Raw genomic sequence first — 20,656 nt, forward strand, 5'->3', positions numbered from 1 at the left:
TCGATCTTTACTTCTTTTTACGCGCCACCGAAGCCAGGGACGCCCGTTCAGCCACATGCAGGCGGTATTCACGCGCCACCGGACGCTTCAAACCGTAGCAATGGTTCAGCAGATAATTCAAGCCGCTCATCGTCATCTCGCTCCACGGAATATGCACGCTGGTCAGCTGCGGCGCGGTGAACTCCGCGCTGTGCGTATCATCGTAACCAAGCACCGACACCTGCTGCGGCACCTGCACGCCCGCCTTCTGGAACATCGACAAGGCGCCTACCGCCATTTCATCATTGGCGCAAAACAGCGCTGTAAATTCTTCACCCGACTGCAACAGCTTTTCCGCACAGGTCCAGCCACCTTCCGGCGTAAAGTCGCCGTCGGCCAGCCACATCTTGCGCGTGTCGACGCCGGCCTCCTCCAGCTCCGCCTTGAAACCGGCGATACGCTGCTGGTTGTCGGTTGCCGCCGCGCGGCCCGCAATCACCGCGATCTTGCGGTGTCCCGCATCCAGCAAGGTGCGCGCCGCCAGCCGCCCGCCGGCCTCGTGGTCCACCGTAAAGCACTGCTTCGCAATGCTGGGAAAGGCCTGGTTAATCACCACCACGCGCGACTGGAACGGTCCGAGCGCCACAATGTCCTCGTCCATCATCTCGCTGCTCATCACGATCAGCCCATCGCTGCCGCGCTCGATCAGGAAATTCAGGCCATCGATCGCCTGGTTGCGCGCATCGCCGTCGCCAACGCCGAAAGCCACCACCATGTTCAGGCCCGCTTCGCGCAGCGCGGTGTAGATCGCTTGCAGAATCGGCGTGTAGAACGTGCCGCTCAGGTAAGGGATGTACACGCCAACCATCTGCGTCGTCCCCGACAACAGCGAGCGCGCCGCGTGCGATGGACGGAACTCCAGTTCCTCGATCGCCTTCAGCACTTTCTCCTGCGTGGTCTTCGATACCGATCCCTTGCCGCTGATGACGCGCGAGGCGGTCCCTAAACCCACGCCCGCCAGCCGGGCTACGTCTTTGATGGTTGCCACAAATTCCCTTATCCGTTCTGTCTATGCGGCGGCAAGGATAACCCGGACGGGTCAATCCATCAAGGCGGAGGCGACGCCCTTCTGCGCCCTTTCCACCGTCATGCGGGTATTCCAGTAGGTGGTCAGCACATCCTGCAAGGCGCCGTTCTGGTCAGGCGTCAGGTGCACTTCGATCATGCCGACCGCGCGCGACTTGTCCTTCAGGATCGCCATGCCGGCCTGCGCGCACACGTCCATGCTGGAGGCATCGACATTGCTCAGTATTGGCAGCGAACCCTTGATCTTGTTGAACTCCAGCTGCGCGCCCGGCGCCAGCATGGTGGTGGCCAGCAGCTTTTGCGCGCGCACCGCGTCCGGATTCTTTGTCTTCGGGAAGACAAAGGCGTCGCCCTGGATCAGGTACGGCACGTTCGGCCCCAGGCCGGCGATGCAGCCGAAGTCCTTGCCGGCGGTCTGCTTCGCGGCGGCGAATTCGCCCTTGGCCCAGTCGCCCATGATCTGCACGCCCGCCTTGCCGTTGATGAGCATCGCGGTGGCGTCGTTCCAGTTGCGGTTCGGCGAGCCGGTGTCCACATAGCCTTGCAGGCGCTTGAAGGCCAGCAGCACTTTCTTGAAGGTTTCCGAGTTGATCGCTTTCGGATTGCGGTCGCGCAGCACTTGCAGGTACAAGTCTTTGCCGCCGATATTCGCCAGCATGGCCTGGAACAGGATGTTCTCCTGCCACGGTTGGCCGCCGTGCGCCAGGCCGACCAGGCCGGCCGCTTTCAGCTTGTCCAGCGCGGCGAACAGCTCGTCCGGCGTGGCCGGCTCCTTGGCGATGCCAGCCTTCTGGAACGCCGCCTTCGAATACCAGATCCAGGTCGACATATGAATGTCCACCGGCACCGCGTAGAAGTGGCCCTTGACCTTGATGACATCCAGCACCGGCTGCGGCATCAGCTGCTCCCAGCGGTCACGGATGGCGATATCGTCGACGTTATTCAGCGAGCCCTGATCGATCAGGTCGCGGAATTGTTTGGTAGTGTTGAATTGCGCGGCCGTGGGCGGATTGCCGCCGACGATGCGGTTGATGGCCACCGCCTTGGCCTGGTCAGCGCCGGCAATCGCCGTATCGCCCCACACGCCGCCGGCGGCGCGGTAGGCGTCGGCGAACTTGCGCACGGCGGCCGATTCGCTGCTGGAAGTCCACCAGTGCATCACTTCCGCCTTCGGTGCGGTCGCGGCAGCAGCTTGGGCACCGCCGCCCAGCATCAGCGCCAGCGCAGCCAGCGCCGGGCGCAACATCCAGGCGCGTCGTGGCGCGCCCGTGGTGTGCTTGTCCATCCAGTCTCCGTCTGTCTTTTTTATAGGGTGCTACGGTCTTCAACCGGGAAAAAAACCGGCGCCGTCCAAGGCGCCGGCAACTTCGCGGGGCGAAGAGACGAGGGTGCGCGTCAAACGGGATTGGAAACGTTCCCAATCCTGTGGCAAATATAGCACCCCTTGATTTTGAGTGTCAACGGAAACAACAAGTAAAAAAGCGGCCGCAGCCGCTTTCATCATACTTCCAGCACCAGCACGCGCAGGCGGTGGCCATCGCGATCCAGCGCCACGAAGGTGTAACCGAAGTCCGCCGCAGTCGGCCGCTGGGCGATGGCCAGGCCGCGCGCCGACCAGTCAGCATACATATCGTTGACCACGCTGCGGTCGTCCACCGCAAACACCAGCTCGCTGCCGCCGCCGTTGGCCAGCACCTTGGGCTCGGCCGTATGGCGCGACCACAGGCCCAGCTTCATGCCGGACGCCAGCACAAACAGCACAAAGGTTGGCGACGACTGCACTGGCTGCAGACTCAGCAGGTCGATGTAGAAGGCTTCGCTGGCGACAGCATTATCGACGTATAACAGCACGTAATCAGGGCTCATGTGGTTCTCCGTTCAAGGTTGGCAATGCAGCCATGGTACGGCCAGGTCATGACAGTTTCTGTCAGGAGCCTTGCGCCTGGTCAACAGTTAATATTTCCTGCTGGATAAAATTGGACGGTGCCCCTCGCCAGGAGAAGACTGTGCTTGTTTTCCATCCGTCCCGGCGCCGCCAGCGCGGCGTGATCGCCATCCTGTGTGGCGCGACGCTGCTTGGCATGCTGGCCCTGCTCGGGCTGGCGCTGGACCTGGCGCAGCTCTACAACCGCAAGGCGGAACTACAGATACTGGCGGACGCTACCGCCCTCGCCGCCGCGCGCGAACTGAACGGCACCGAAAGCGGCATCGCCAACGCTGTCACGGCGGCCGCAACGGCGGCCAGCAGGCTGCCTTATCGCTACAATCTGTCCACGGTGAGCTGGTCCAATGACGCCTTGCGCTTCGCCGCCACACCGGCTACGCCGGACGACGGCTGGGCCGATGTCGCCGCCGCCCAAGGCGCACCAGCGCGCATGATGTACGCCAAAATCGATACCCGCCGGCTGGCTTCCGACCCCGGCCTGGTGGACGCGGTTTTCATGCATCTTGGCGGCAGAGGACGTGGCGCCAGCTACACCGCCGCGCGCGCGGTGGCCGGACGCGCAGCGACGCTGGTGACGCCACTGGCGATCTGCGCGCAATCGACGGCAGCAGCAGCCTCGCGCGCCAATGTCAGCGGCAATGCCAGCTTCAACGAACTGGTGGAATTCGGCTTCCGTCGCGGCGTTGCCTACGACCTGATGAATCTGAATCCACACGGCCTGACGCCGGAAAACTTCCTCATCGATCCTTTGGCCTCGCCCGGCATGTCCGGCAACGCAGCGGACTTCGCCACCGCCGTGGTTGGCCCCTTCGTTTGCGCCGGCCAGTTGGCCATGCCGACCGTCATCGGCGGCACGCTGACCGTGCAGCGCGGCTTTCCGCTCGCCGCGCTATACCAGCACCTGAACGCGCGTTTCGACGACTACAGCGCCAATGCCTGCATGCCGGAAACCGCGCCGCCCGACAGCAACATCAAGCCCTATCCAACGACACCGGCCTGGATGACACCGGCGCCGGCAGCGCAAACTGCGGCCAGCTGGACCAGTGGCGGCACACGCTTATGGACGCGCGCCGATCCCCTGCCCGGCGACGCCAGCAACACCGCATCACAATACGGCCTGTTGTGGGCGGGCGCCAGAGCCGTGCCCTACTCGGCTTACGTGGCGCAGCCGGTGGAGCCTGCCGCCGGCTACAGCGTGTTCGCCACCAGCGCATGGTCCAGCCTGTACACACCCGGACCGCCAGCCGCCAGCGGCTACCCGAACAACAAGAGCACCGCCACACCATACAACCAGGCCAGCGGCAGCAATTTCCAGGCGCCCGCGCCAGCGCGCCAGCCCGGCGTCGCCAACCGGCGCATGCTCAATGTCGCGCTGCTGGCTTGCCCGGTGCCGGCCGGCGCCACGGCCAGCGCCACCGTGCTGGGCGTGGGCCGCTTCTTCATGGCGGTGCCTGCCACCGCCAGCAGTCTGAGCGCGGAGTTTGCCGGCATCGCGCCGCCATCGTCGCTGAGCGGCGTGCCGGAGTTGCAGCCATGAACAGCCGACGCCGGCAAGGCGGCGTGGTCGCGCTGGAACTGGCGCTGTCATTGCCGGTGCTGCTGTCCATGCTGGTCGTGCTGACGTTTTATGGTCGCGTCATGTATAACTATGAAGTGGTGCAGAAGGCGGCTTGGGCTGGCGCCCGCTACCTGTCCAGCGTGCCGGCGGTGAATATGAAGAATCCCCAACTGGCGGCGCAGGAGGTGGCGCTGGCCAGCCATCTGATCGAACAGGAACTGGGCGCGCTCGCACCTGCGCCGGGCAACCTGATCGTTGCCGTCACCTGCGACGGCGTACCTTGCAGCGCGCTGTTCAACTATGTGCCGGCCATGGTTACGGTCGTCGTCATGATCGAAGTGCCGAGCGGACTGTCCGACTACGCCGGCAATCTCGGCAACATCCGCGTGCGGGCCAGCCACAATGTGCGCTATGTGGGCAACTGAACGCCAACGCGGCGCCACCGTGGCGGAATTCGCGCTGTGCGTGGTGATTTTTATCGGTGTGATGTTTTTCGTGCTGGAAGCGGCACGGGCGCTGTACCTGTGGAATACCTTGCAGGAGGTCACGCGACGCGCAGCTTACGCGGCGGCTGTCAGCGATTTCAGCAGCCCGGCGGTGATGAACGGCGTGCGGCAATCAGCCGTCATGCGCGACAGCGCCGGCACGTTGCTGCTGGGTGCGCCGGTCAGCGATGCGCATGTGCGCATCGACTACCTGTCGCTGACGCGCAATGCGGATGGCAGCCTGACGCCATCTCAGATTCCGGCGGGCAGCCTGCCGGCCTGCCCGGCGCAGGCGCGCCTCAACTGCATCAGCAATCCCTACGGCGCCAGTTGCATCCGCCTGGTGCGTGCTCGCATCTGCGCGCCGGGCACGCAAGACTGCGGCGAGGTCGCCTACCAGCCCATGTTCCCTTTGAGCGGCATCAATTTCAGCTTGCCGCAAGCCGTTACGCTGGCAAAAGCCGAGTCACTCGGCTTTCAACCGGGGAGCACGTTATGTCCATGAAATTTGACGACGAGAGGCCCGAGGCATACGCTTGGCGCATGAATATCGAAGCGTGCCTGGGGAAACTCGAAGCGGATGTCGCAGCCATCAAGCTGGATATCGCCTTTCTTAAAGCGAATAGCGCCACCAAGACCGATATCGCAGAGCTGAAAGGCGAACTGAAAGCGGCCCTCGCCGAGGCAAAGTCGTCCATCATCATATGGGTGGTGGGAGCGATCTTTGTCACGCAGCTACTGCCGTCACTGCTGAAACTGTTCGTCGGCTAGTTCGGCTTGTCCGCGAGCATTTCAGAAATCGCCGTGACCACGTGTTGCGCCTGGGTTTTGGGGATGATGATGATGCTGTCTTCGTTCCCGTCCATGCCCTGCTGGCGCAGCACGATTTCTCCGCTGCTGTTGGCGTAAATCGCCAGCGCATCCACGCGCGGCAGCACCAGCGATTCCCTTGCGGACGTACTACTCCAATCCCAATCAGCCATACCGTTCCCCAGTTATTGACGAAAGAAAACATCATAGCCGAAAAAGAAAAAGGCCAGCTAGTGGCTGGCCTAAGTCCTTGATTTGATTGTTGGTCGGGGCGAGAGGATTCGAACCTCCGACCCCGTGCACCCCATGCACGTACGCTACCAGGCTGCGCTACGCCCCGACGAACAGCTAATTATAGCAGCGGGTTTAAGTATTTGTCATGTTTGCCTGTCGCGGCTAAGATGGTGGCATGCACGCATCTGATCTTGAGCGCGCCGCCGCGCTCGTCCAACAAGCCGATCTGTTGATCGCCGCCGCCGGCGCCGGCATCGGCGTGGATTCCGGCCTGCCGGATTTTCGCGGCAACGAGGGCTTCTGGAAGGCCTATCCCGCCCTCGCCCAGGCGCGCATGGCGTTCAGCAGCGTCGCCTCGCCATCGACTTTTCATGAAGACCCGGCGCTGGCATGGGGATTCTACGGTCACCGCCTGAATCTGTACCGCGCCACCGTGCCGCACGAGGGTTTCCGCCTGCTGAAGCAATGGGGCGAGCGCATGGAACATGGCTACGGCGTTTTCACCAGCAATGTCGATGGCCAGTTCCAGCTCGCCGGCTTCGATCCGCAGCGCATTCATGAATGCCACGGTTCCATCCACCACCTGCAATGCTTGCAACCCTGCGGCGCCGATATCTGGCGCGCGGACGCTTACAAGCCGCAAGTCGACAATTCCGCGTGCCAGCTAATGAACGCGCCGCCCACCTGCCCACATTGTGGCGGCTTGGCGCGGCCGAATATCCTGATGTTTGGTGATGGCGGCTGGATCGAACGCCGCGCCGCCGCGCAGGAAGCGCGCCTGAGCCGGCTGTTGCGGCAGGCCGAGCGTCCGCTGGTGATCGAACTGGGCGCAGGCGTGGCGATACCGTCGGTGCGCTACTTCGGCCAGTCGGTCGTCAGTCACTACAACGGCCGCATGGTGCGCATCAACCCGCGTGAACCGCAAGTCGCCAGCCCGCGCGATGTCGGGCTGGCGGCGGGATCATTGCAAGCGTTGAGCGCAATCAACGCTTTGCTATAAACGGTTTATACCAATTTCACCGTGATCGGCGACAGGCCGGCGACCTTGCCTTCCAGGACATTGCCGCGCACCACCGCGCCCACACCTTCCGGCGTGCCGCTGAAAATCAGGTCGCCAGGCGCCAGCGTAAAGTAGGTCGACAGGTTGGCGATGGTTTCGCTGATTGACCAGATCAGTTGCGAGATCGACGACGACTGCTTGGTCACGCCATCCACATCCAGCTGGATGGCGGCGTTGTTGATGTCGCCCGCTTCATCAGCGCGATGTATCAGGCCGATCGGCGCAGAAAAGTCGAACGCCTTGCCGATTTCCCATGGGCGGCCGGCGTCACGCATCTTGAATTGCAGGTCGCGGCGCGTCATGTCGAAGCCGACCGCGTAGCCGAAGATGTGCGACGCCGCATCGGCCACCGCGATATTCGCGCCGCCCTTGCCGATGGCGACCACCAGCTCACATTCATAGTGCAGGTTTTCGGTCAGCGGCGGATACGGCAGCTCCAGCACGCGGTTCGGCGCGGCCGGCACCACGGCTTGCGCGTCGCCGGGCTTGGAGAAGAAGAATGGTGGCTCGCGCGTCGGGTCGGAACCCATTTCACGCGCATGGCCGGCGTAGTTGCGGCCGACGCAGTAGACGCGGCGGACAGGGAACAAATCGGAAGTACCGGCTACCGGCAGGCCGACGATGTCGTGGGCGGGAATTACGTAGGAAGTCATGATGCTCCTCAGCTGGAAAGACACATCATGCATGGTACAACAGCGCGCGCGCCCTTGCAGCGGCGCGAAACATTAAGAGACAAATCAGGTCAGCAGCAAGGCCTTCAGCGCGACCCGCCACCCTTCCACAAGGGAGTCGCGCTGCATGTCGGGACGCTGTATGGCACGGATCGACAAGCCCTGGAACAGCGACACCATGGTATCGATGCGGCCATCCAGCAAGGCGTCGTCCACAGACAGCCCGCGCTTCTCGCGCTCGCGCTTGATGATCGGGCGGAAGCGTTCCCCCACTCTGCGGTCGGCGCAACGCAGCGCCTCGGCGATCTTCGGATTGCGCGCGGCTTCGGCAAACATCTCCAGCGGCAGATCGGTCGGCTGCGGATGAAGATGTTGTTCGATATGTTCCGGCGCACCGTCGATCATCGATTGCAGCGGATCTTCCTGGCTGTCCAGCTCACCCAGCTTGATCAGTACATCCTCGGCGTGCAGGTCGACAAACGCCATGATGATGGCGTCCTTGCTGTCGAAGTAGTTGTAGATGTGGCCCGCGCTCATGCCGGCCTCTTTCGAGATCTCCGACATGCTGGCGGCATGAAAGCCGCTACGGGCAAAACACACGGCGGCCGCCTGCAATACCTGATTGCGGCGGTTTTGCGCGCGCTCTGGGTCTGTGCGTCGTTTGACCGGGGTGTTCATTGGTGTCCTTGGTAATGTGCCTGGGGCAGATAAAGATAGTATAGACGGCGGGCGCGAAATGGCGCCCGCCGCGCCGGATCAGCCTTGCGGCTGTTGCTGTGGCAGCTCCGGCTGCCAGCCGCCGCCCAGCACCTTGTACAAGGTGACGGCGTTGCTGGTTTTTGCAAGGCGCGTGGTAATCAGGCCCTGCTGCGCGGTGTACAGCGCGCGTTGCGACACCAGCGCGTTCAGGTAGGTATCCGCACCCTGGCGATAGCGCGCCTCGTTGATGGTGTAGCTCTTCTGCGACGCTTCCACCAGCGCGGTCTGCGACGACAGGCGCTCGTCCAGCGTGCCGCGCGTGGCCAGTGCGTCAGCCACTTCACGGAACGCGGTCTGCACCGACTTCTCGTACTGCGCCACCGAGATGTCGCGGTCAGCCTTGGCGATATTCAGGTTGGCGCGGTTGACGCCCGCGTCGAAGATCGGCAGGTTGATCTGCGGCGCGAAGCTCCAGGTCGACGAGCCAGCCTTGAACAAGCCCGACAAGGTGGTGCTGGCGCTGCCGCCGGACGCGGTCAGCGAAATGCTCGGGAAGAAGGCGGCACGCGCCACGCCGATATTGGCGTTGGCGGCGCGCAGCGCACGTTCGGCTTCCTGCACGTCCGGACGGGAACGCAGCAGGTCCGACGGCAGGCCGGCCGGAATCGCAGCCAGCTGCGTCACCTCTTCCAGCTCGCCGGTCGGCAGCAGGTCGTCAGGCACGGCGCCGCCGACCAGCAGCGTCAGCGCATTCAGGTCCAGCGCCACTTGCGCGGTGTAGACCGCTGCATCGTTGCGCGCGGTTTCCACGCTGGTCTGCGCATCGTACATATCTGTGCCGGCCACCACGCCCGAGGCAAAACGCTTCCTGCTCAGGTCATAGGAGGTCTGCTGCGACTTCAGCGTTTCCTGCGCCAGCTTCAGGCGCTGCTGATCGGCGATCAGCGTCGAATAGGCATTCGCCACTTCCGCCACCAAAGTGATCTGCTGCGTGCGGCGCGCTTCCTCGGTGCCGAGGTAAGTCTGCAGGCCGGCTTCCGACTGGTTGCGCACCTTGCCGAAGAAGTCCAGCTCATACGAGGACATCACCAGGCCGCCGGTGTACTGGCGGCTGATGGCGGCTTCGCCGGTGCCGGTCATGGTCGACGGCGTGCGCGTGGCGGTCTGGTTGACATTGGCCGACAGCTTCGGCAGCAGCGCCGCCGAATCGATGTTGTACTGCGCCTTGGCCTTCTCGATGTTCAGCACCGATACGCGCAGGTCGCGGTTGTTGGCCAGCGCCAGCTCGATCACCTGGCGCAGTTTGGCGTCAGCGAAGTATTCGCGCCACAGGATTTGCGACACCGGCTTGGCGTCAGCGGCCGCCGGCGGCACGCCCTTGTAGGCGTCGCCGTTCGGGAAAGCCTGCGGCACCGGTTGCGCCGGGCGTTCGTACACCGGCGCCAGGCTGCAACCGGCCAACATCGCCAGCGCCGCCATCGTCATCAAAGATTTTTTCATATTAATGCACCTCTACAGCGGTTTCCGGAGCGGCCGGCTTCTTCGGAGTGAAGTAGCCACGCACCAGCACAAAGAACAGCGGCACGAAGAAGATGCCCAGGAAGGTCGCAGTCAGCATGCCGCCCAACACGCCCACGCCGATGGCGTTCTGGCTGCCGGAACCGGCGCCGCTGCTGATTGCCAGCGGCAGCACGCCCAGGCCGAACGCGATCGACGTCATCAGGATCGGACGCAGACGCAGCTTGACTGCGTGCAGCGTGGCCTTCTTCAGGTCCTCGCCCTTGTCCTGCAATTCCTTGGCAAACTCCACGATCAGAATCGCATTCTTCGCCGACAGGCCAATCACGGTCAGCAGGCCGACCTGGAAGTAGACGTCGTTCGACAGCTTGAACAGCATGGTGGCCAGCACCGTACCGATCACACCCAGCGGCACCACCAGCAGCACCGAGAACGGCACCGACCAGCTTTCATACAGCGCGGCCAGGCACAGGAACACGATCAGGATCGAGATCGCATACAGCTGCGTGGTCTGCGAGCCGGAGTCGCGTTCTTCGGTCGACAGGCCGGTCCACTCGTAGCCGATACCTGGCGGCAGTTTTTCCGCCAGCTTTTCGATTTCCGCCATGGCGGCGCCCGAGCTCTGGCCCGGCGCAGGCGCGCCCAGGATCTCGGTCGACGGCAGGCCGTTGTAGCGCTCCAGGCGCGGCGAGGCGTAGATCCACTTGCCGGTCGAGAAGGCCGAGAATGGCACCATCTCGCCGTCGGTGTTACGTACGAACCACTTGTTCAGGTCTTCCGGCGTCATGCGGGCTTCCGGCGCACCTTGCAGGTACACCTTCTTCACGCGGCCACGATCAACGAAGTCGTTGACGTACGAGCTGCCCCAGGCGGTGCTCAGCACCTTGTTCACATCATCCACCTTCAGGCCCAAAGCGATGGCCTTCTGCTGGTCGACAGTGATCTTGTACTGCGGCGTATCTTCCATGCCGTTCGGACGCACGCCGACCAGCACCTTGCTCTGCGAGGCCATGCCCAGCATCTGGTTACGCGCAGCCATCAGCGCATCGTGACCGACGCCGCCGATATCCTGCAGCTGCAAGTCGAAGCCGGAGGCGTTACCCAGTTCCAGCACGGCTGGTGGCGCGAAGGCGAACACCATCGCATCCTTGATCTGCATCAGCGCGCCCATCGCGCGGCCGGCAATCGCGCTGACGCGATTATCCTTGCCCGGACGCTCGGACCAGTCCTTCATGCGGACGAAGGCGATGCCGCTGTTCTGGCCATTACCCGCGAAGCTGAAGCCGGCCACCGCGAATACCGAAGCGACGTTGTTCTTCTCGTTGACCAGGAAGTGGTTTTCCACTTTCTCGATCACCTTCAGCGTACGCTCTTGCGTAGCGCCGGTCGGCAGCTGGATCTGCGAGAACAGCACGCCCTGGTCTTCTTCCGGCAGGAAGGAAGTCGGCAGGCGCACGAAGGCCAGGCCCATCACCACCAGGATGGCGGCGTAGATGATCAGCGAACGGCCGCTGCGGTTCAGGATCGAACCGACGATGCCCTGATACTTGGTGCTGCTGCGGTCAAAGGTGCGGTTGAACCAGCCAAAGAAGCCTGTATCGGCCATGTGATGGCCCTTTTCCACCGGCTTGAGGATGGTCGCGCACAGCGCCGGCGTGAAGATCATCGCCACCAGCACCGACAGCACCATCGCCGACACGATCGTCACCGAGAACTGACGGTAAATCACACCGGTCGAACCGCTGAAGAAGGCCATCGGCACGAACACCGCCGACAGCACCAGCGCGATACCCACCAGCGCGCCGCTGATCTGCGTCATCGATTTGCGGGTTGCCTCCAGCGGCGACAGCCCCTCCTCGCTCATGATACGTTCAACGTTTTCCACCACGACGATGGCATCATCGACCAGCAAGCCGATCGCCAGCACCACCGCGAACATGGTCAATGTGTTGATCGAGTAGCCCAGCGCCGACAGGATGGCGAAAGTACCCAGCAGCACCACCGGCACCGCCATGGTTGGAATCAGCGTGGCACGGAAGTTTTGCAGGAACAGGTACATCACCAGGAACACCAGGATGACTGCTTCCACCAGGGTCTTCACCACTTCTTCAATCGACAGCTTGACGAATGGCGTGGTGTCGAACGCCACCACGGCCTTCAGGCCTTGCGGGAAGCGTTTTTCCATCTCGGCCACTTTGGCCTTGACCAGGTTGGCGGTATCCAGTGCATTGGCGCCGGTGGCCAGCTTGATCGCCATGCCGGAGGCAGGCTTGCCGTTGTAGCGGGCGGTGATGTTGTAGTTCTCACGGCCCAGCTCCATGCGGGCCACGTCGCGCAGGTGCACGGTGGCGCCGTTGGCAGAGGTTTTCAGCAGGATGGCGCCAAACTGCTCGGCGGTCTGCAGGCGGCTTTGCGCGGTCACAGTGGCGTTCAGCTGCTGGCCGGCGACAGCTGGCAGGCCGCCCAGTTCACCGGCCGACACTTCGGCATTTTGCGCGGTGATGGCCGACGAAATGTCGGCTGGCGTCAGCTGGTAGCTTTGCAGCTTGGCGGCGTCCAGCCAGATGCGCATGGCGTACTGCGAACCGAAGTTGGTCACGTCACCCACGCCTTCCAGGCGCGAGATCGGATCGGTGACGTTGGCCAGCACATAGTCGCCGATGTCGGCGTTGGTCATCTTGCCATCTTCAGACACGAAACCCAGCACCAGCAGGAAGTTCTTGGTGGCTTTCGCAACCACCAGGCCTTGCTGCTGCACGGCGGCAGGCAGCAGCGGCGTCGCCAGCTGCAGCTTGTTCTGCACCTGCACCTGCGCGATGTCAGGATTGGTGCCGCTCTTGAAGGTCAGCGTGATGCTGACGCCACCGGTGGCGTCGGACGACGACGACATATAGCGCAGGCCATCAATACCCTTCATCTTCTGTTCGATGATCTGGGTGACGGCATCTTCCACGGTCTTGGCCGAGGCGCCTGGATACGAGCCGGTGATCGAAATCGACGGCGGTGCAATGCTTGGATACTGCGATATCGGCAGGCCGAGAATCGCCATCACGCCGCCAAGCATGATGACAATCGCGACCACCCACGCAAAAATCGGGCGATCAATAAAGAAACGGGACATGGGCTATCTCCTTACTTCGCGCTCTTGGCGTTGGCTGGTGCCGCACCGCCGGCAGCGGCAGTCGCGGCGGCAGCGGCGGCAGGCTTGGCTGGCGCGCCCGGTTTGACTTTCTGCAGGCCCTCGACAATCAGCAGGTCGCCCTCGGCCAGGCCGGATTTGACCAGCCACTTGTCGCCCAGCGTGCTGCCGGTAACCAGCGTGCGTTGTTCAACCTTGCCTTCCTTGTTGATCACCATGGCGGTTGCTTCGCCTTTCGGGTTGCGGGTCACGCCCTGCTGTGGCACGGCGATGGCTTTCTCATCGACGCCGGATTCCACCACCGCGCGCACGAACATGCCAGGCAGCAGATCATGTTTAGGATTCGGGAACAGCGCGCGCAGCGTCACGTTGCCGGTGCCCGGATCAACCGAGACATCGGAGAACTGCAGCTTGCCGGCTTCGGCGTACTTGCTGCCGTCCGACAGCAGCAACGTGACTTTGGCCTGGCCGTCTTTTTTCAGGCCGCCGCTCTCCACTTCACGCTTCAGGCGCAGCATGTCTTCGCTCGACTGGGTGACGTCGACGTAGATCGGGTCCAGCTGCTGCACGGTGGTCAGCGCGGTGGTCTGGTTGGCGGTGACCAGCGCGCCCGGCGTCACGCTCGAACGGCCGATGCGGCCACTGATCGGCGCATCGACGTGGGTGTAGTTGACGTTGATCTTGGCTTGTTCCAGCGCGGCGTTGGCCGATTCCACGTCAGCCTTGGCCTGCTCGTGGGCGGCGACGGCGTCATCGTATTCCTGCTTGCTGACGCCTTCGATGGCGACCAGCTCCTTGTAACGCTGCACTTTCGGCGCGGCGGTCAACAGGTTGGCCTTGGCCTTGGCCAGCGTGGCCTTGGCGGAGTTGTAGGCAGCCTGGTAGATGGCCGGATCGATCTGATACAAGGGCATGCCGGCTTTAACGTCGGCACCCTCGACAAACAGGCGTTTCTGAATCAGACCGTTGACCTGCGGGCGCACTTCAGCGACTTGGTAAGCGCTGGTGCGGCCCGGCAGTTCGGTCGTGATTTGCAGCGGCGCTTGCGCCACTTTGAAAACGCCCACTTCCGCCACCTGCTGTTGTTGAGGTGCTTCGGACGTGGACTTGGAGCAGCCGGCCAGAACGGCCAGTGCGGAGACTATGGCTGCGGCACCAGCGGTGCGCAGCATCGTTTTTTTGCAGAACAGGGCTTCCATATGATGAGCTTTCTGTATAAAAATTAAGCACAGCCTATAGAATGAACGATCATTCTAATTAAGTCAAGCAACTTTCTTGTGCAGTGCGGCAACCTTAAGCGTTGTTTAAGTGAGATTTAAGGCTGGCTGATCGCCCTGCACTTCCAATGCATTCCAGCTTGCAATGCTACAATCAGTTAATTTCTTTTCGTCATCTTTTGGTACGACCGTGCGCTTAACTTTCCCTCCGCCATCCGGTGCCCGTCCCCGCCTCACCACGCTGGTGAGCGTCGGTGTTGGCGCCACGGTGATGCTGACGGTGTTGTCCTTGCTGATACTGGTGGATCACTTCGCTATCGGCTACGCCCGCAAGGAGGCCCAGCAGCGCCTGCAGCAGTTGTCCTGGCAGATGCGCGATTCGCTCAACAGCGTGGTGCGCAAGGCGGCCGCCGACGTCCAGTTGCTCAGCGAGCTGCCTGCCGTGCGTGACGGCCGCTCGCCGGCCGAGGTGCGCACGGCGCTGGAAAGCTTGCAGAAAACCTTTCCCGATTACGCCTGGATCGGCCTGGCCAGGCCGGACGGCAAGGTGTACGCCGCCACCCAGGGCGTACTGGAAGGCAGTGACGTCAGCGAGCGCGACTGGTTCAAGGGCGGCAGGGAGCAAATCTTTGCCAGCGATTACCACCCGGCCAAGCTGCTCGGCAAGAAACCCGCCGGCGGCGCCGATCCGTGGCGCTTCGTCGACGCCTCCGGCCCGCTGAAAGACGCCAACGGCCAGCAGCTCGGCGTGCTGTGCGTGCACATGAGCTGGGGCTGGGCGCGGCGCATGGTGCAAACCATCCTGGCGCCGGCCGACCAGCAATACTCGGCCGAGATCTTCGTGGTGCGCGGCGACGGCGTGGTCATCCTCGGCCCGCAGGGCATGGAAGAACAAAAGATCAACAGTGACAGCCTGACGCTGGCGCGCGACGGCGCTTCCGGCGCGTTGAAGGAAACCTGGCCCGACGGCCGCAGCTACCTGACCGGCTATGCCCGCAGCGGCGATCCGGCCGATCCTGCCACGCTGAGCTGGTCCATCCTGGTGCGCCAGCCGGAGGAGCAGGCCCTGTCCGGCGCCCGCGTGCTGGAACGCCAGATCCTGCTGCTGGGCGCCATCCTCGGCCTGGCCATGGCGCTCGCCGCCGCCCTCGTCACCCGCCGCCTGACGCGGCCGTTGAACAAGCTCAGCCACACCATCGAGGAACGCCTGGCGGCACCGGATCAGGCAGAGACATTGCCGGCCATCCAGCCGGTTGATACCTTCCATGAAGCGCAAGTGCTGTCGCGCGCGCTGGCCGAGATGCTGCGCAACGAACAGGCCCATCTCGATGCGCTGCGCAGCCTGAATGAAAAGCTGGAATCGACAGTGGCCGAGCGTACCCGCGAAATCGCCCGCAAGGCGCTACAACTGGAGCGCGCGCTGGGCCAGGAACAGAGCACGCAGCAACTGTTGCAGGAACGCGCGGCCGAACTGCGCGCCATCCTCGACAACGCCCACGACGCCTTCATCGCCCTCGATCCGGGCGGCGTGGTCCGCGAGTGGAATCAGCAGGCCGAGCGGCTGCTGGGCTGGAAACGCAACGAGGTGATCGGCCAGCCGCTGGCCGCCATGATGCTGCCGGCACCGCTGCGCCGCGCCTACGAACGCGACATGCAGCAACTGGCCGACAGCGCCACCGCCGTGCTCAGCCGCCGGGTCGAACTGACGCTGCACAACCGTGCTGGCCAGGAACTGCCGGTGGAAGTGTCGCTGGCCTACGTGCCGCGCAGCAGCGGCCATTTGTTCATCGCCTTCCTGCACGACATCAGCGAACGCAAGTCGCTGTTCGCCTCGCTGGAGGAAATGGCGCTGCGCGACACCCTGACCGGCCTGTGCAACCGCCGCGCGCTGATGCAGGCGCTGCCCGAGGCACTGCAACGCGCCAACCGTTCGCGCCAGAGCTGCGCTGTGCTATTCCTCGATCTCGACCGCTTCAAGCAGGTCAACGACCGCCACGGCCATGATGAAGGCGACGAACTGCTGCGCCAGTTCGCCGCGCGGTTGCGCGGCGCGGTGCGCAAGACCGACACCGTCGGCCGCCTGGCCGGCGACGAGTTCATCGTGATACTGGAAATGCTGACGGCCGACGGCGCCGCCGAGGAAGCAGCCGACAAGCTGCGCCACGCACTGCTGCAACCGTTCACGTTGAAAACCACCAGCGTCAGCCTCAGCGCCAGCATCGGCATCGCGCTACATCATCCGGACGATCCGCAGGACGTCGAAACCCTGCTGGGTCGCGCCGACCGCGCCATGTACCGCCACAAGCAACAGGGAATTCAGCAGCGCGCGCGGCGATAGTCAATTCAGGTAGTATTGTCCAGATTATATTTTTTTGTCTGGACCATGCCCCATGCAAGAGCAAAACAGCCTGACTACCGACTTTCTATCGACCGGCGTGCCGGGCCTGGACGAAGTATTGGCAGGCGGCCTGACCCGCGATCGCCTGTACCTGGTCGAAGGCGAGCCAGGCACCGGCAAGACCACGCTGGCGCTGCAGTTCCTCAATGAAGGCGTGCGGCGCGGCGAGTCCTCGTTGTACATCACGCTGGGGGAGACGGCGATCGAATTGCGCAGCGTGGCGCAATCGCACGGCTGGAGCATGGACAGCATCCGCATCGAAGAAATCATCCCCGACGAGAAAGCGCTCGATCCGGACCAGCAATACACAATCTTCCATCCGTCCGAAATCGAACTGGGCAACACCACGCAGCGCATCCTGGCGGCCGTCGACAAATACCAGCCGCGCCGGGTGGTGCTGGACTCACTGTCGGAACTGCAACTGCTGGCGGAAAGTCCGCTGCGCTATCGCCGCCAGGTGCTGGCGCTGAAGCAGTACCTGAGCAGCCGCCAATGCACCACCATCTTCCTCGACGACCGCACCGCCCTGTCCACCGACCTGCAGGTGCGCAGCTTGGCGCACGCGGTATTCACGCTGGAGCTGGCCGACCAGAACTACGGCGCTGAACGGCGCCGCCTGCGCGTGGTCAAGTATCGCGGCATCGCCTTTCGCGGCGGCGCGCACGACTACAAGATCATCAAAGGCGGGCTGCAAATCTATCCGCGCCTGGTGGCAGCCGAATCGCGCGAAAACACCCAGCGCCAGCAACTGTCCAGCGGCTTGCCGCAACTGGACGCGCTGATGGGCGGTGGCCTGGAAGAAGGCATGAGCACGCTGCTTACCGGTCCGTCCGGTACTGGCAAGTCCTCACTGGCGACGCAGTTCGTGCACGCCGCCACGCAGCGCGGCGAACCTTGCGCCATGTTCCTGTTCGAGGAGGCGCGCAACAATTTGCTGAACCGCAGCGCCAATCTGGGCATGAGCCTGACCGAAGCCATCGACAAACAACTGCTGGCGGTGCAGCAGGTCGATCCGGCCGAATTGTCGCCCGGTGAATTTGCCAGCGCCGTCATGCAATCGGTGGAGAATGGCGCGCGGCTGGTGGTCATCGACAGCCTGAACGGCTACCTGAACGCCGTGCCGGACGAGCGCTTCCTGATTATCTACCTGCACGAGCTGCTGACCTGGCTGGGCCAGCGCGGCGTGGTCAGCATCATCGTCGGCGTGCAATCCGGCATGCTGGGCAGCGCAATGACCAATAATGTCGACGCCAGCTACCTGGCCGACAACGTCATCCTGCTGCGTTACTTTGAGGCCGCCGGCGAGGTGCGCCAGGCCATCTCCGTGTTCAAGAAACGCGGCAGCACCCATGAGCGCACGCTGCGCCGCTTCGAGGTCGGCCCTGGCGGCCTGAAGGTGGGGCCGGTGCTGAAGGATTTCCACGGCGTGCTGACCGGTGTCCCCGCCTACCACGGCAGCGGCAGCGACGCGCAGGCGCACTGACCGCCATGGAAACCCGCATCCTGATCTACGCGCCCACCGGCCAGGATGCGCCGCTGGCGGCCAAGGTGCTGGCGATGGCCGCCATCGACAGCCACGTCTGCACCACGCTGCCCGAACTGGCGCAGCAACTGGAGCAAGGCGCCGGCGCCGTGCTGACGGTGGAAGAAGCGCTGGCGCCAGGCGGCTTGCAGCTGCTGCAAGCCTGCGTGCTGCGCCAGCCCGACTGGTCCGACCTGCCGATCATCCTGCTGACGCATAACGGCGCCGATTCGCCGGTGGTGCGGCAGGCGGTGGCCGGGCTCGGTAACCTGAGCCTGATGGAACGGCCGGTGCGCACGCTGACCCTGATCACCGCGTTGCACGCCACGCTGCGCGCTCGCAACAAGCAGTACCAGGTACGCGAGGCGGCACGCCGCAAGGACGAGTTCCTCGCCAGCCTGGGCCACGAACTGCGCAACCCGCTGGCGCCGATCCGCACCTCGGTGTCGCTGCTGACGCATATGTACCCGGACGCGGCGCCGGTGGCGCGCATCCGCGACATGGTGGAACGCCAGGTGCGCCTGCTGACGCGGCTGGTCGATGACCTGCTGGACGTGGCGCGCATCACCAGCGGCAAGATCACGCTGCAACGCCAGCTGGCGTCGCTGGCCTCGGTGCTGAACCATGTCAGCGAACTATGCCAGCACGCGGCCGACGCCAAGCGCATCCACATCAGCTGGCAACTGCCGCCCAGCGAGATCATGCTGGACATCGACTACGCGCGCGTGGTGCAAATCTACGCCAACATCCTGTCCAACGCGGTCAAGTTCACGCCGCAGGCCGGGCATGTGGTGGTGCGCGCCAGCGTTGACGATGGCGCGCTGCTGGTGTCGATACGCGACGACGGCATCGGCATGGATGCCGACACCATCCCGCGCGTTTTCCGCATGTTCGAACAGAGCAAGACCGTCAACGGCCAGTTCTCCAGCGGCCTGGGAATCGGCCTGAGCCTGGCGCGTGAGTTCGCCGAAATGCACGGTGGCACAGTGGACGCTTACAGCGAAGGTCCCGGCAAAGGCACGGAATTCATCATCCGCCTGCCGGTGGTGGACCACGGCGGCGCGCGCGACGCGGTGCCGCTGGCGCAGCAGGCCGGCACGGACGGCCGCAAGATGCAGGTGCTGGTGGTGGACGATAACGAGGACGCGGCCGATTCGCTGACCGCGCTGCTGGAACTGGATGGCTTCGATGTACGCACCGCCTACGATGGCATGGCCGCCATCGCCGCAGTCGAGCAACAGACGCCGGACATGGTCATCATGGACCTCGGCATGCCGGGCATGGATGGCTACGAAACCGCGCGCGCCATTCGCCAGAAACCCGGCGCCGAGCATATCCTGATGCTGGCCCTGACCGGCTGGGGCCAGCACGACGCGCGCCGGCGCACGGTGGAAGCCGGCTTCGACCATCACCTGGTGAAGCCGGTGGAACTGGAACAAATCATCCGCCTGGCCGGCGCACGGCAAAACCGCGACCAGGTCCAGGCGGCGCGCTGACTTACTGCGGCTTGACGTTGACCGTCGCGCTCAGCAGGTACAGCGCGTTGGCCGATTCAAAGCCGGAGTCGGTGCCCAGCACGATCCACAGCTTGCCCTCCTTGTCGGCGGTCACCGCGATGGTGTCGTCCAACTTGCGGGTGACCTTGGCCCAGCCGGCGCCACCGCACTCCAGCTCTTCCGAACCGAGCAGGCCCAGCACCTTGCCCTGCGTGCCGGATTCAGCGTTGTTGCCGCGATCCAGGTTCATGCGGTATTCGCCATTGGCTTGCTTGACCGTCTTCGGCTCATCGCCGCTGGCCGCCGCCACCATATAAATGCTGGCGCCGCGCGAACCGCCTGCGCCAAAGCAATCCTGCGAGGCATCGGTGGCGTGGGTCAGCGAGAAAGTCAGGCTGTATTTTGCGCCGGGTACAAAACCGCTGTACTGGTGCTTCACATAGGTCATGACGTTGTCGCTGTTGTTATGGCTGGTCAGGTAGAAGCCCATGCCGCTCAATCCGGTGCCCGGTGGCAGCTTGGACCAGCCATAGCCGGTTTCGCTCGGCGCATCATCATCGAAGTAGTCGGCCACGCCGGGTATCCAGCCGTCGATGCCCTGGCTGAAGTCGACGCTGATGGTCGAAGCAACCGGCGTAGGTGCCGGTACTGGCGTTGGCGCGGCTTGCGGTGGTGGCGTGTAGCTGTCGGAGCCGCCGCAGGCGGTCAACGCCAGCAGCGCCGCCGCTGCCAGCGCGGTGGTGGTATTTTTCATCTGATTTCCCCTAGTTTTATGAGACGCTCTCGTGAAGCGCCGCATGCAGTCTAAAGAAAACCTGTAAATCCAGATCCGTAATTTG

At 63.6% G+C, this 20,656-nt stretch carries 18 protein-coding genes and 1 tRNA gene; 8 read left to right on the forward strand and 11 right to left on the reverse strand.

Features of this window, described 5'->3' with window-relative positions:
• Positions 1 to 7 precede the first annotated feature (7 nt).
• From BLS51_RS06305 to BLS51_RS06315, 3 genes are all read right to left on the reverse strand, one after another.
• Positions 8 to 1,027 carry a LacI family DNA-binding transcriptional regulator gene (locus BLS51_RS06305; RefSeq protein WP_090176448.1) on the reverse strand — a complete coding sequence of 340 codons (1,020 nt, stop codon included), beginning with the start codon at positions 1,025 to 1,027 and terminating at the stop codon, positions 8 to 10.
• Between the two features lie 51 nt (positions 1,028 to 1,078).
• Positions 1,079 to 2,350, reverse strand: coding sequence for an ABC transporter substrate-binding protein (locus tag BLS51_RS06310; RefSeq protein ID WP_373994308.1), 1,272 nt, complete (start codon positions 2,348 to 2,350; stop codon positions 1,079 to 1,081).
• A gap of 215 nt (positions 2,351 to 2,565) precedes the next feature.
• Positions 2,566 to 2,931: a VOC family protein gene (locus BLS51_RS06315; RefSeq protein ID WP_090176445.1), complete on the reverse strand. Its 366-nt coding sequence runs from the start codon at positions 2,929 to 2,931 to the stop codon at positions 2,566 to 2,568.
• A 140-nt stretch (positions 2,932 to 3,071) separates the two neighbouring features.
• Between BLS51_RS06315 and BLS51_RS06320 the strand changes: the two genes are divergently transcribed.
• From BLS51_RS06320 to BLS51_RS06335, 4 genes are read left to right on the forward strand one after another with little or no spacing between them, the layout of a single operon-like run.
• Positions 3,072 to 4,547: a pilus assembly protein TadG-related protein gene (locus BLS51_RS06320; protein ID WP_229207370.1), complete on the forward strand. Its 1,476-nt coding sequence runs from the start codon at positions 3,072 to 3,074 to the stop codon at positions 4,545 to 4,547.
• A complete protein-coding gene (locus BLS51_RS06325) occupies positions 4,544 to 4,993 on the forward strand; it encodes a TadE/TadG family type IV pilus assembly protein (RefSeq protein WP_090176437.1) in 450 nt (149 codons plus the stop codon). The genes BLS51_RS06320 and BLS51_RS06325 overlap by 4 nt, the downstream gene beginning before the upstream one ends.
• Positions 4,980 to 5,558, forward strand: coding sequence for a TadE/TadG family type IV pilus assembly protein (locus BLS51_RS06330; RefSeq protein WP_090176434.1), 579 nt, complete (start codon positions 4,980 to 4,982; stop codon positions 5,556 to 5,558). Before BLS51_RS06325 ends, BLS51_RS06330 begins: the two co-directional genes overlap by 14 nt.
• On the forward strand, positions 5,549 to 5,824 hold the full coding sequence (locus BLS51_RS06335; protein WP_139168656.1) for a hypothetical protein: 276 nt from the start codon (positions 5,549 to 5,551) through the stop codon (positions 5,822 to 5,824). The genes BLS51_RS06330 and BLS51_RS06335 overlap by 10 nt, the downstream gene beginning before the upstream one ends.
• On the opposite strand, the gene BLS51_RS29220 is transcribed toward BLS51_RS06335, so the two are convergent.
• Both BLS51_RS29220 and BLS51_RS06340 read right to left on the reverse strand, forming a co-directional pair.
• On the reverse strand, positions 5,821 to 6,036 hold the full coding sequence (locus tag BLS51_RS29220) for a hypothetical protein (RefSeq protein ID WP_139168657.1): 216 nt from the start codon (positions 6,034 to 6,036) through the stop codon (positions 5,821 to 5,823). The genes BLS51_RS06335 and BLS51_RS29220 overlap by 4 nt on opposite strands.
• Before the next feature lie 90 nt (positions 6,037 to 6,126).
• Positions 6,127 to 6,203 (reverse strand) — tRNA-Pro (locus tag BLS51_RS06340).
• 69 nt (positions 6,204 to 6,272) lie between these two features.
• On the opposite strand from BLS51_RS06340, the gene BLS51_RS06345 reads away from it, so the two are divergent.
• Positions 6,273 to 7,097, forward strand: a complete 825-nt coding sequence (locus tag BLS51_RS06345) for an SIR2 family NAD-dependent protein deacylase (protein WP_090176428.1) — start codon at positions 6,273 to 6,275, stop codon at positions 7,095 to 7,097.
• Positions 7,098 to 7,102: 5 nt separating this feature from the next.
• Here BLS51_RS06345 and BLS51_RS06350 read toward each other — a convergent pair whose 3' ends face one another.
• From BLS51_RS06350 to BLS51_RS06370, 5 genes are all read right to left on the reverse strand, one after another.
• Positions 7,103 to 7,810: a fumarylacetoacetate hydrolase family protein gene (locus BLS51_RS06350; RefSeq protein ID WP_090176424.1), complete on the reverse strand. Its 708-nt coding sequence runs from the start codon at positions 7,808 to 7,810 to the stop codon at positions 7,103 to 7,105.
• An 84-nt stretch (positions 7,811 to 7,894) separates the two neighbouring features.
• Positions 7,895 to 8,506 (reverse strand): TetR/AcrR family transcriptional regulator, encoded by a 612-nt coding sequence (locus BLS51_RS06355; protein ID WP_090176420.1) that lies wholly within the window; start codon positions 8,504 to 8,506, stop codon positions 7,895 to 7,897.
• Positions 8,507 to 8,584: 78 nt separating this feature from the next.
• Positions 8,585 to 10,027 carry an AdeC/AdeK/OprM family multidrug efflux complex outer membrane factor gene (adeC, locus tag BLS51_RS06360; RefSeq protein WP_090176416.1) on the reverse strand — a complete coding sequence of 481 codons (1,443 nt, stop codon included), beginning with the start codon at positions 10,025 to 10,027 and terminating at the stop codon, positions 8,585 to 8,587.
• 1 nt (position 10,028) lies between these two features.
• Positions 10,029 to 13,166 carry an efflux RND transporter permease subunit gene (locus tag BLS51_RS06365; RefSeq protein ID WP_090176412.1) on the reverse strand — a complete coding sequence of 1,046 codons (3,138 nt, stop codon included), beginning with the start codon at positions 13,164 to 13,166 and terminating at the stop codon, positions 10,029 to 10,031.
• An 11-nt stretch (positions 13,167 to 13,177) separates the two neighbouring features.
• Positions 13,178 to 14,383: an efflux RND transporter periplasmic adaptor subunit gene (locus BLS51_RS06370; protein ID WP_090176409.1), complete on the reverse strand. Its 1,206-nt coding sequence runs from the start codon at positions 14,381 to 14,383 to the stop codon at positions 13,178 to 13,180.
• 208 nt (positions 14,384 to 14,591) lie between these two features.
• Between BLS51_RS06370 and BLS51_RS06375 the strand changes: the two genes are divergently transcribed.
• Genes BLS51_RS06375 through BLS51_RS06385 form a run of 3 tightly spaced genes read left to right on the forward strand, consistent with a single transcriptional unit; the run spans position 14,592 to position 19,817 of the window.
• Positions 14,592 to 16,739 (forward strand): diguanylate cyclase domain-containing protein, encoded by a 2,148-nt coding sequence (locus BLS51_RS06375; protein WP_229207369.1) that lies wholly within the window; start codon positions 14,592 to 14,594, stop codon positions 16,737 to 16,739.
• 52 nt (positions 16,740 to 16,791) lie between these two features.
• Complete coding sequence (locus tag BLS51_RS06380; RefSeq protein ID WP_090176403.1) at positions 16,792 to 18,282, forward strand: ATPase domain-containing protein; 1,491 nt, start codon at positions 16,792 to 16,794, stop codon at positions 18,280 to 18,282.
• Positions 18,283 to 18,287: 5 nt separating this feature from the next.
• Positions 18,288 to 19,817 carry a hybrid sensor histidine kinase/response regulator gene (locus BLS51_RS06385; RefSeq protein ID WP_090176400.1) on the forward strand — a complete coding sequence of 510 codons (1,530 nt, stop codon included), beginning with the start codon at positions 18,288 to 18,290 and terminating at the stop codon, positions 19,815 to 19,817.
• 1 nt (position 19,818) lies between these two features.
• Here the strand turns inward: BLS51_RS06385 and BLS51_RS06390 are convergent, their stop codons facing one another.
• A complete protein-coding gene (locus tag BLS51_RS06390; RefSeq protein ID WP_229207368.1) occupies positions 19,819 to 20,571 on the reverse strand; it encodes a hypothetical protein in 753 nt (250 codons plus the stop codon).
• Between the last annotated feature and the right edge of the window lie 85 nt (positions 20,572 to 20,656).

It is taken from the genome of Duganella sp. OV510 (genome assembly GCF_900100205.1).
GTDB lineage: Bacteria > Pseudomonadota > Gammaproteobacteria > Burkholderiales > Burkholderiaceae_D > Rugamonas.

Excerpts from the sequence above, each read along its gene's own strand:
- BLS51_RS06310 (WP_373994308.1), bottom strand. The coding sequence starts at position 2,350 with ATGGACAAGCACACCACGGGCGCGCCACGACGCGCCTGGATGTTGCGC.
- BLS51_RS06315 (WP_090176445.1), bottom strand. The coding sequence starts at position 2,931 with ATGAGCCCTGATTACGTGCTGTTATACGTCGATAATGCTGTCGCCAGC.
- BLS51_RS06325 (WP_090176437.1), top strand. The coding sequence starts at position 4,544 with ATGAACAGCCGACGCCGGCAAGGCGGCGTGGTCGCGCTGGAACTGGCG.
- BLS51_RS06330 (WP_090176434.1), top strand. The coding sequence starts at position 4,980 with ATGTGGGCAACTGAACGCCAACGCGGCGCCACCGTGGCGGAATTCGCG.
- BLS51_RS06335 (WP_139168656.1), top strand. The coding sequence starts at position 5,549 with ATGTCCATGAAATTTGACGACGAGAGGCCCGAGGCATACGCTTGGCGC.
- BLS51_RS29220 (WP_139168657.1), bottom strand. The coding sequence starts at position 6,036 with ATGGCTGATTGGGATTGGAGTAGTACGTCCGCAAGGGAATCGCTGGTG.
- BLS51_RS06345 (WP_090176428.1), top strand. The coding sequence starts at position 6,273 with ATGCACGCATCTGATCTTGAGCGCGCCGCCGCGCTCGTCCAACAAGCC.
- BLS51_RS06350 (WP_090176424.1), bottom strand. The coding sequence starts at position 7,810 with ATGACTTCCTACGTAATTCCCGCCCACGACATCGTCGGCCTGCCGGTA.
- BLS51_RS06355 (WP_090176420.1), bottom strand. The coding sequence starts at position 8,506 with ATGAACACCCCGGTCAAACGACGCACAGACCCAGAGCGCGCGCAAAAC.
- adeC (WP_090176416.1), bottom strand. The coding sequence starts at position 10,027 with ATGAAAAAATCTTTGATGACGATGGCGGCGCTGGCGATGTTGGCCGGT.
- BLS51_RS06365 (WP_090176412.1), bottom strand. The coding sequence starts at position 13,166 with ATGTCCCGTTTCTTTATTGATCGCCCGATTTTTGCGTGGGTGGTCGCG.
- BLS51_RS06370 (WP_090176409.1), bottom strand. The coding sequence starts at position 14,383 with ATGGAAGCCCTGTTCTGCAAAAAAACGATGCTGCGCACCGCTGGTGCC.
- BLS51_RS06380 (WP_090176403.1), top strand. The coding sequence starts at position 16,792 with ATGCAAGAGCAAAACAGCCTGACTACCGACTTTCTATCGACCGGCGTG.
- BLS51_RS06385 (WP_090176400.1), top strand. The coding sequence starts at position 18,288 with ATGGAAACCCGCATCCTGATCTACGCGCCCACCGGCCAGGATGCGCCG.
- BLS51_RS06390 (WP_229207368.1), bottom strand. The coding sequence starts at position 20,571 with ATGAAAAATACCACCACCGCGCTGGCAGCGGCGGCGCTGCTGGCGTTG.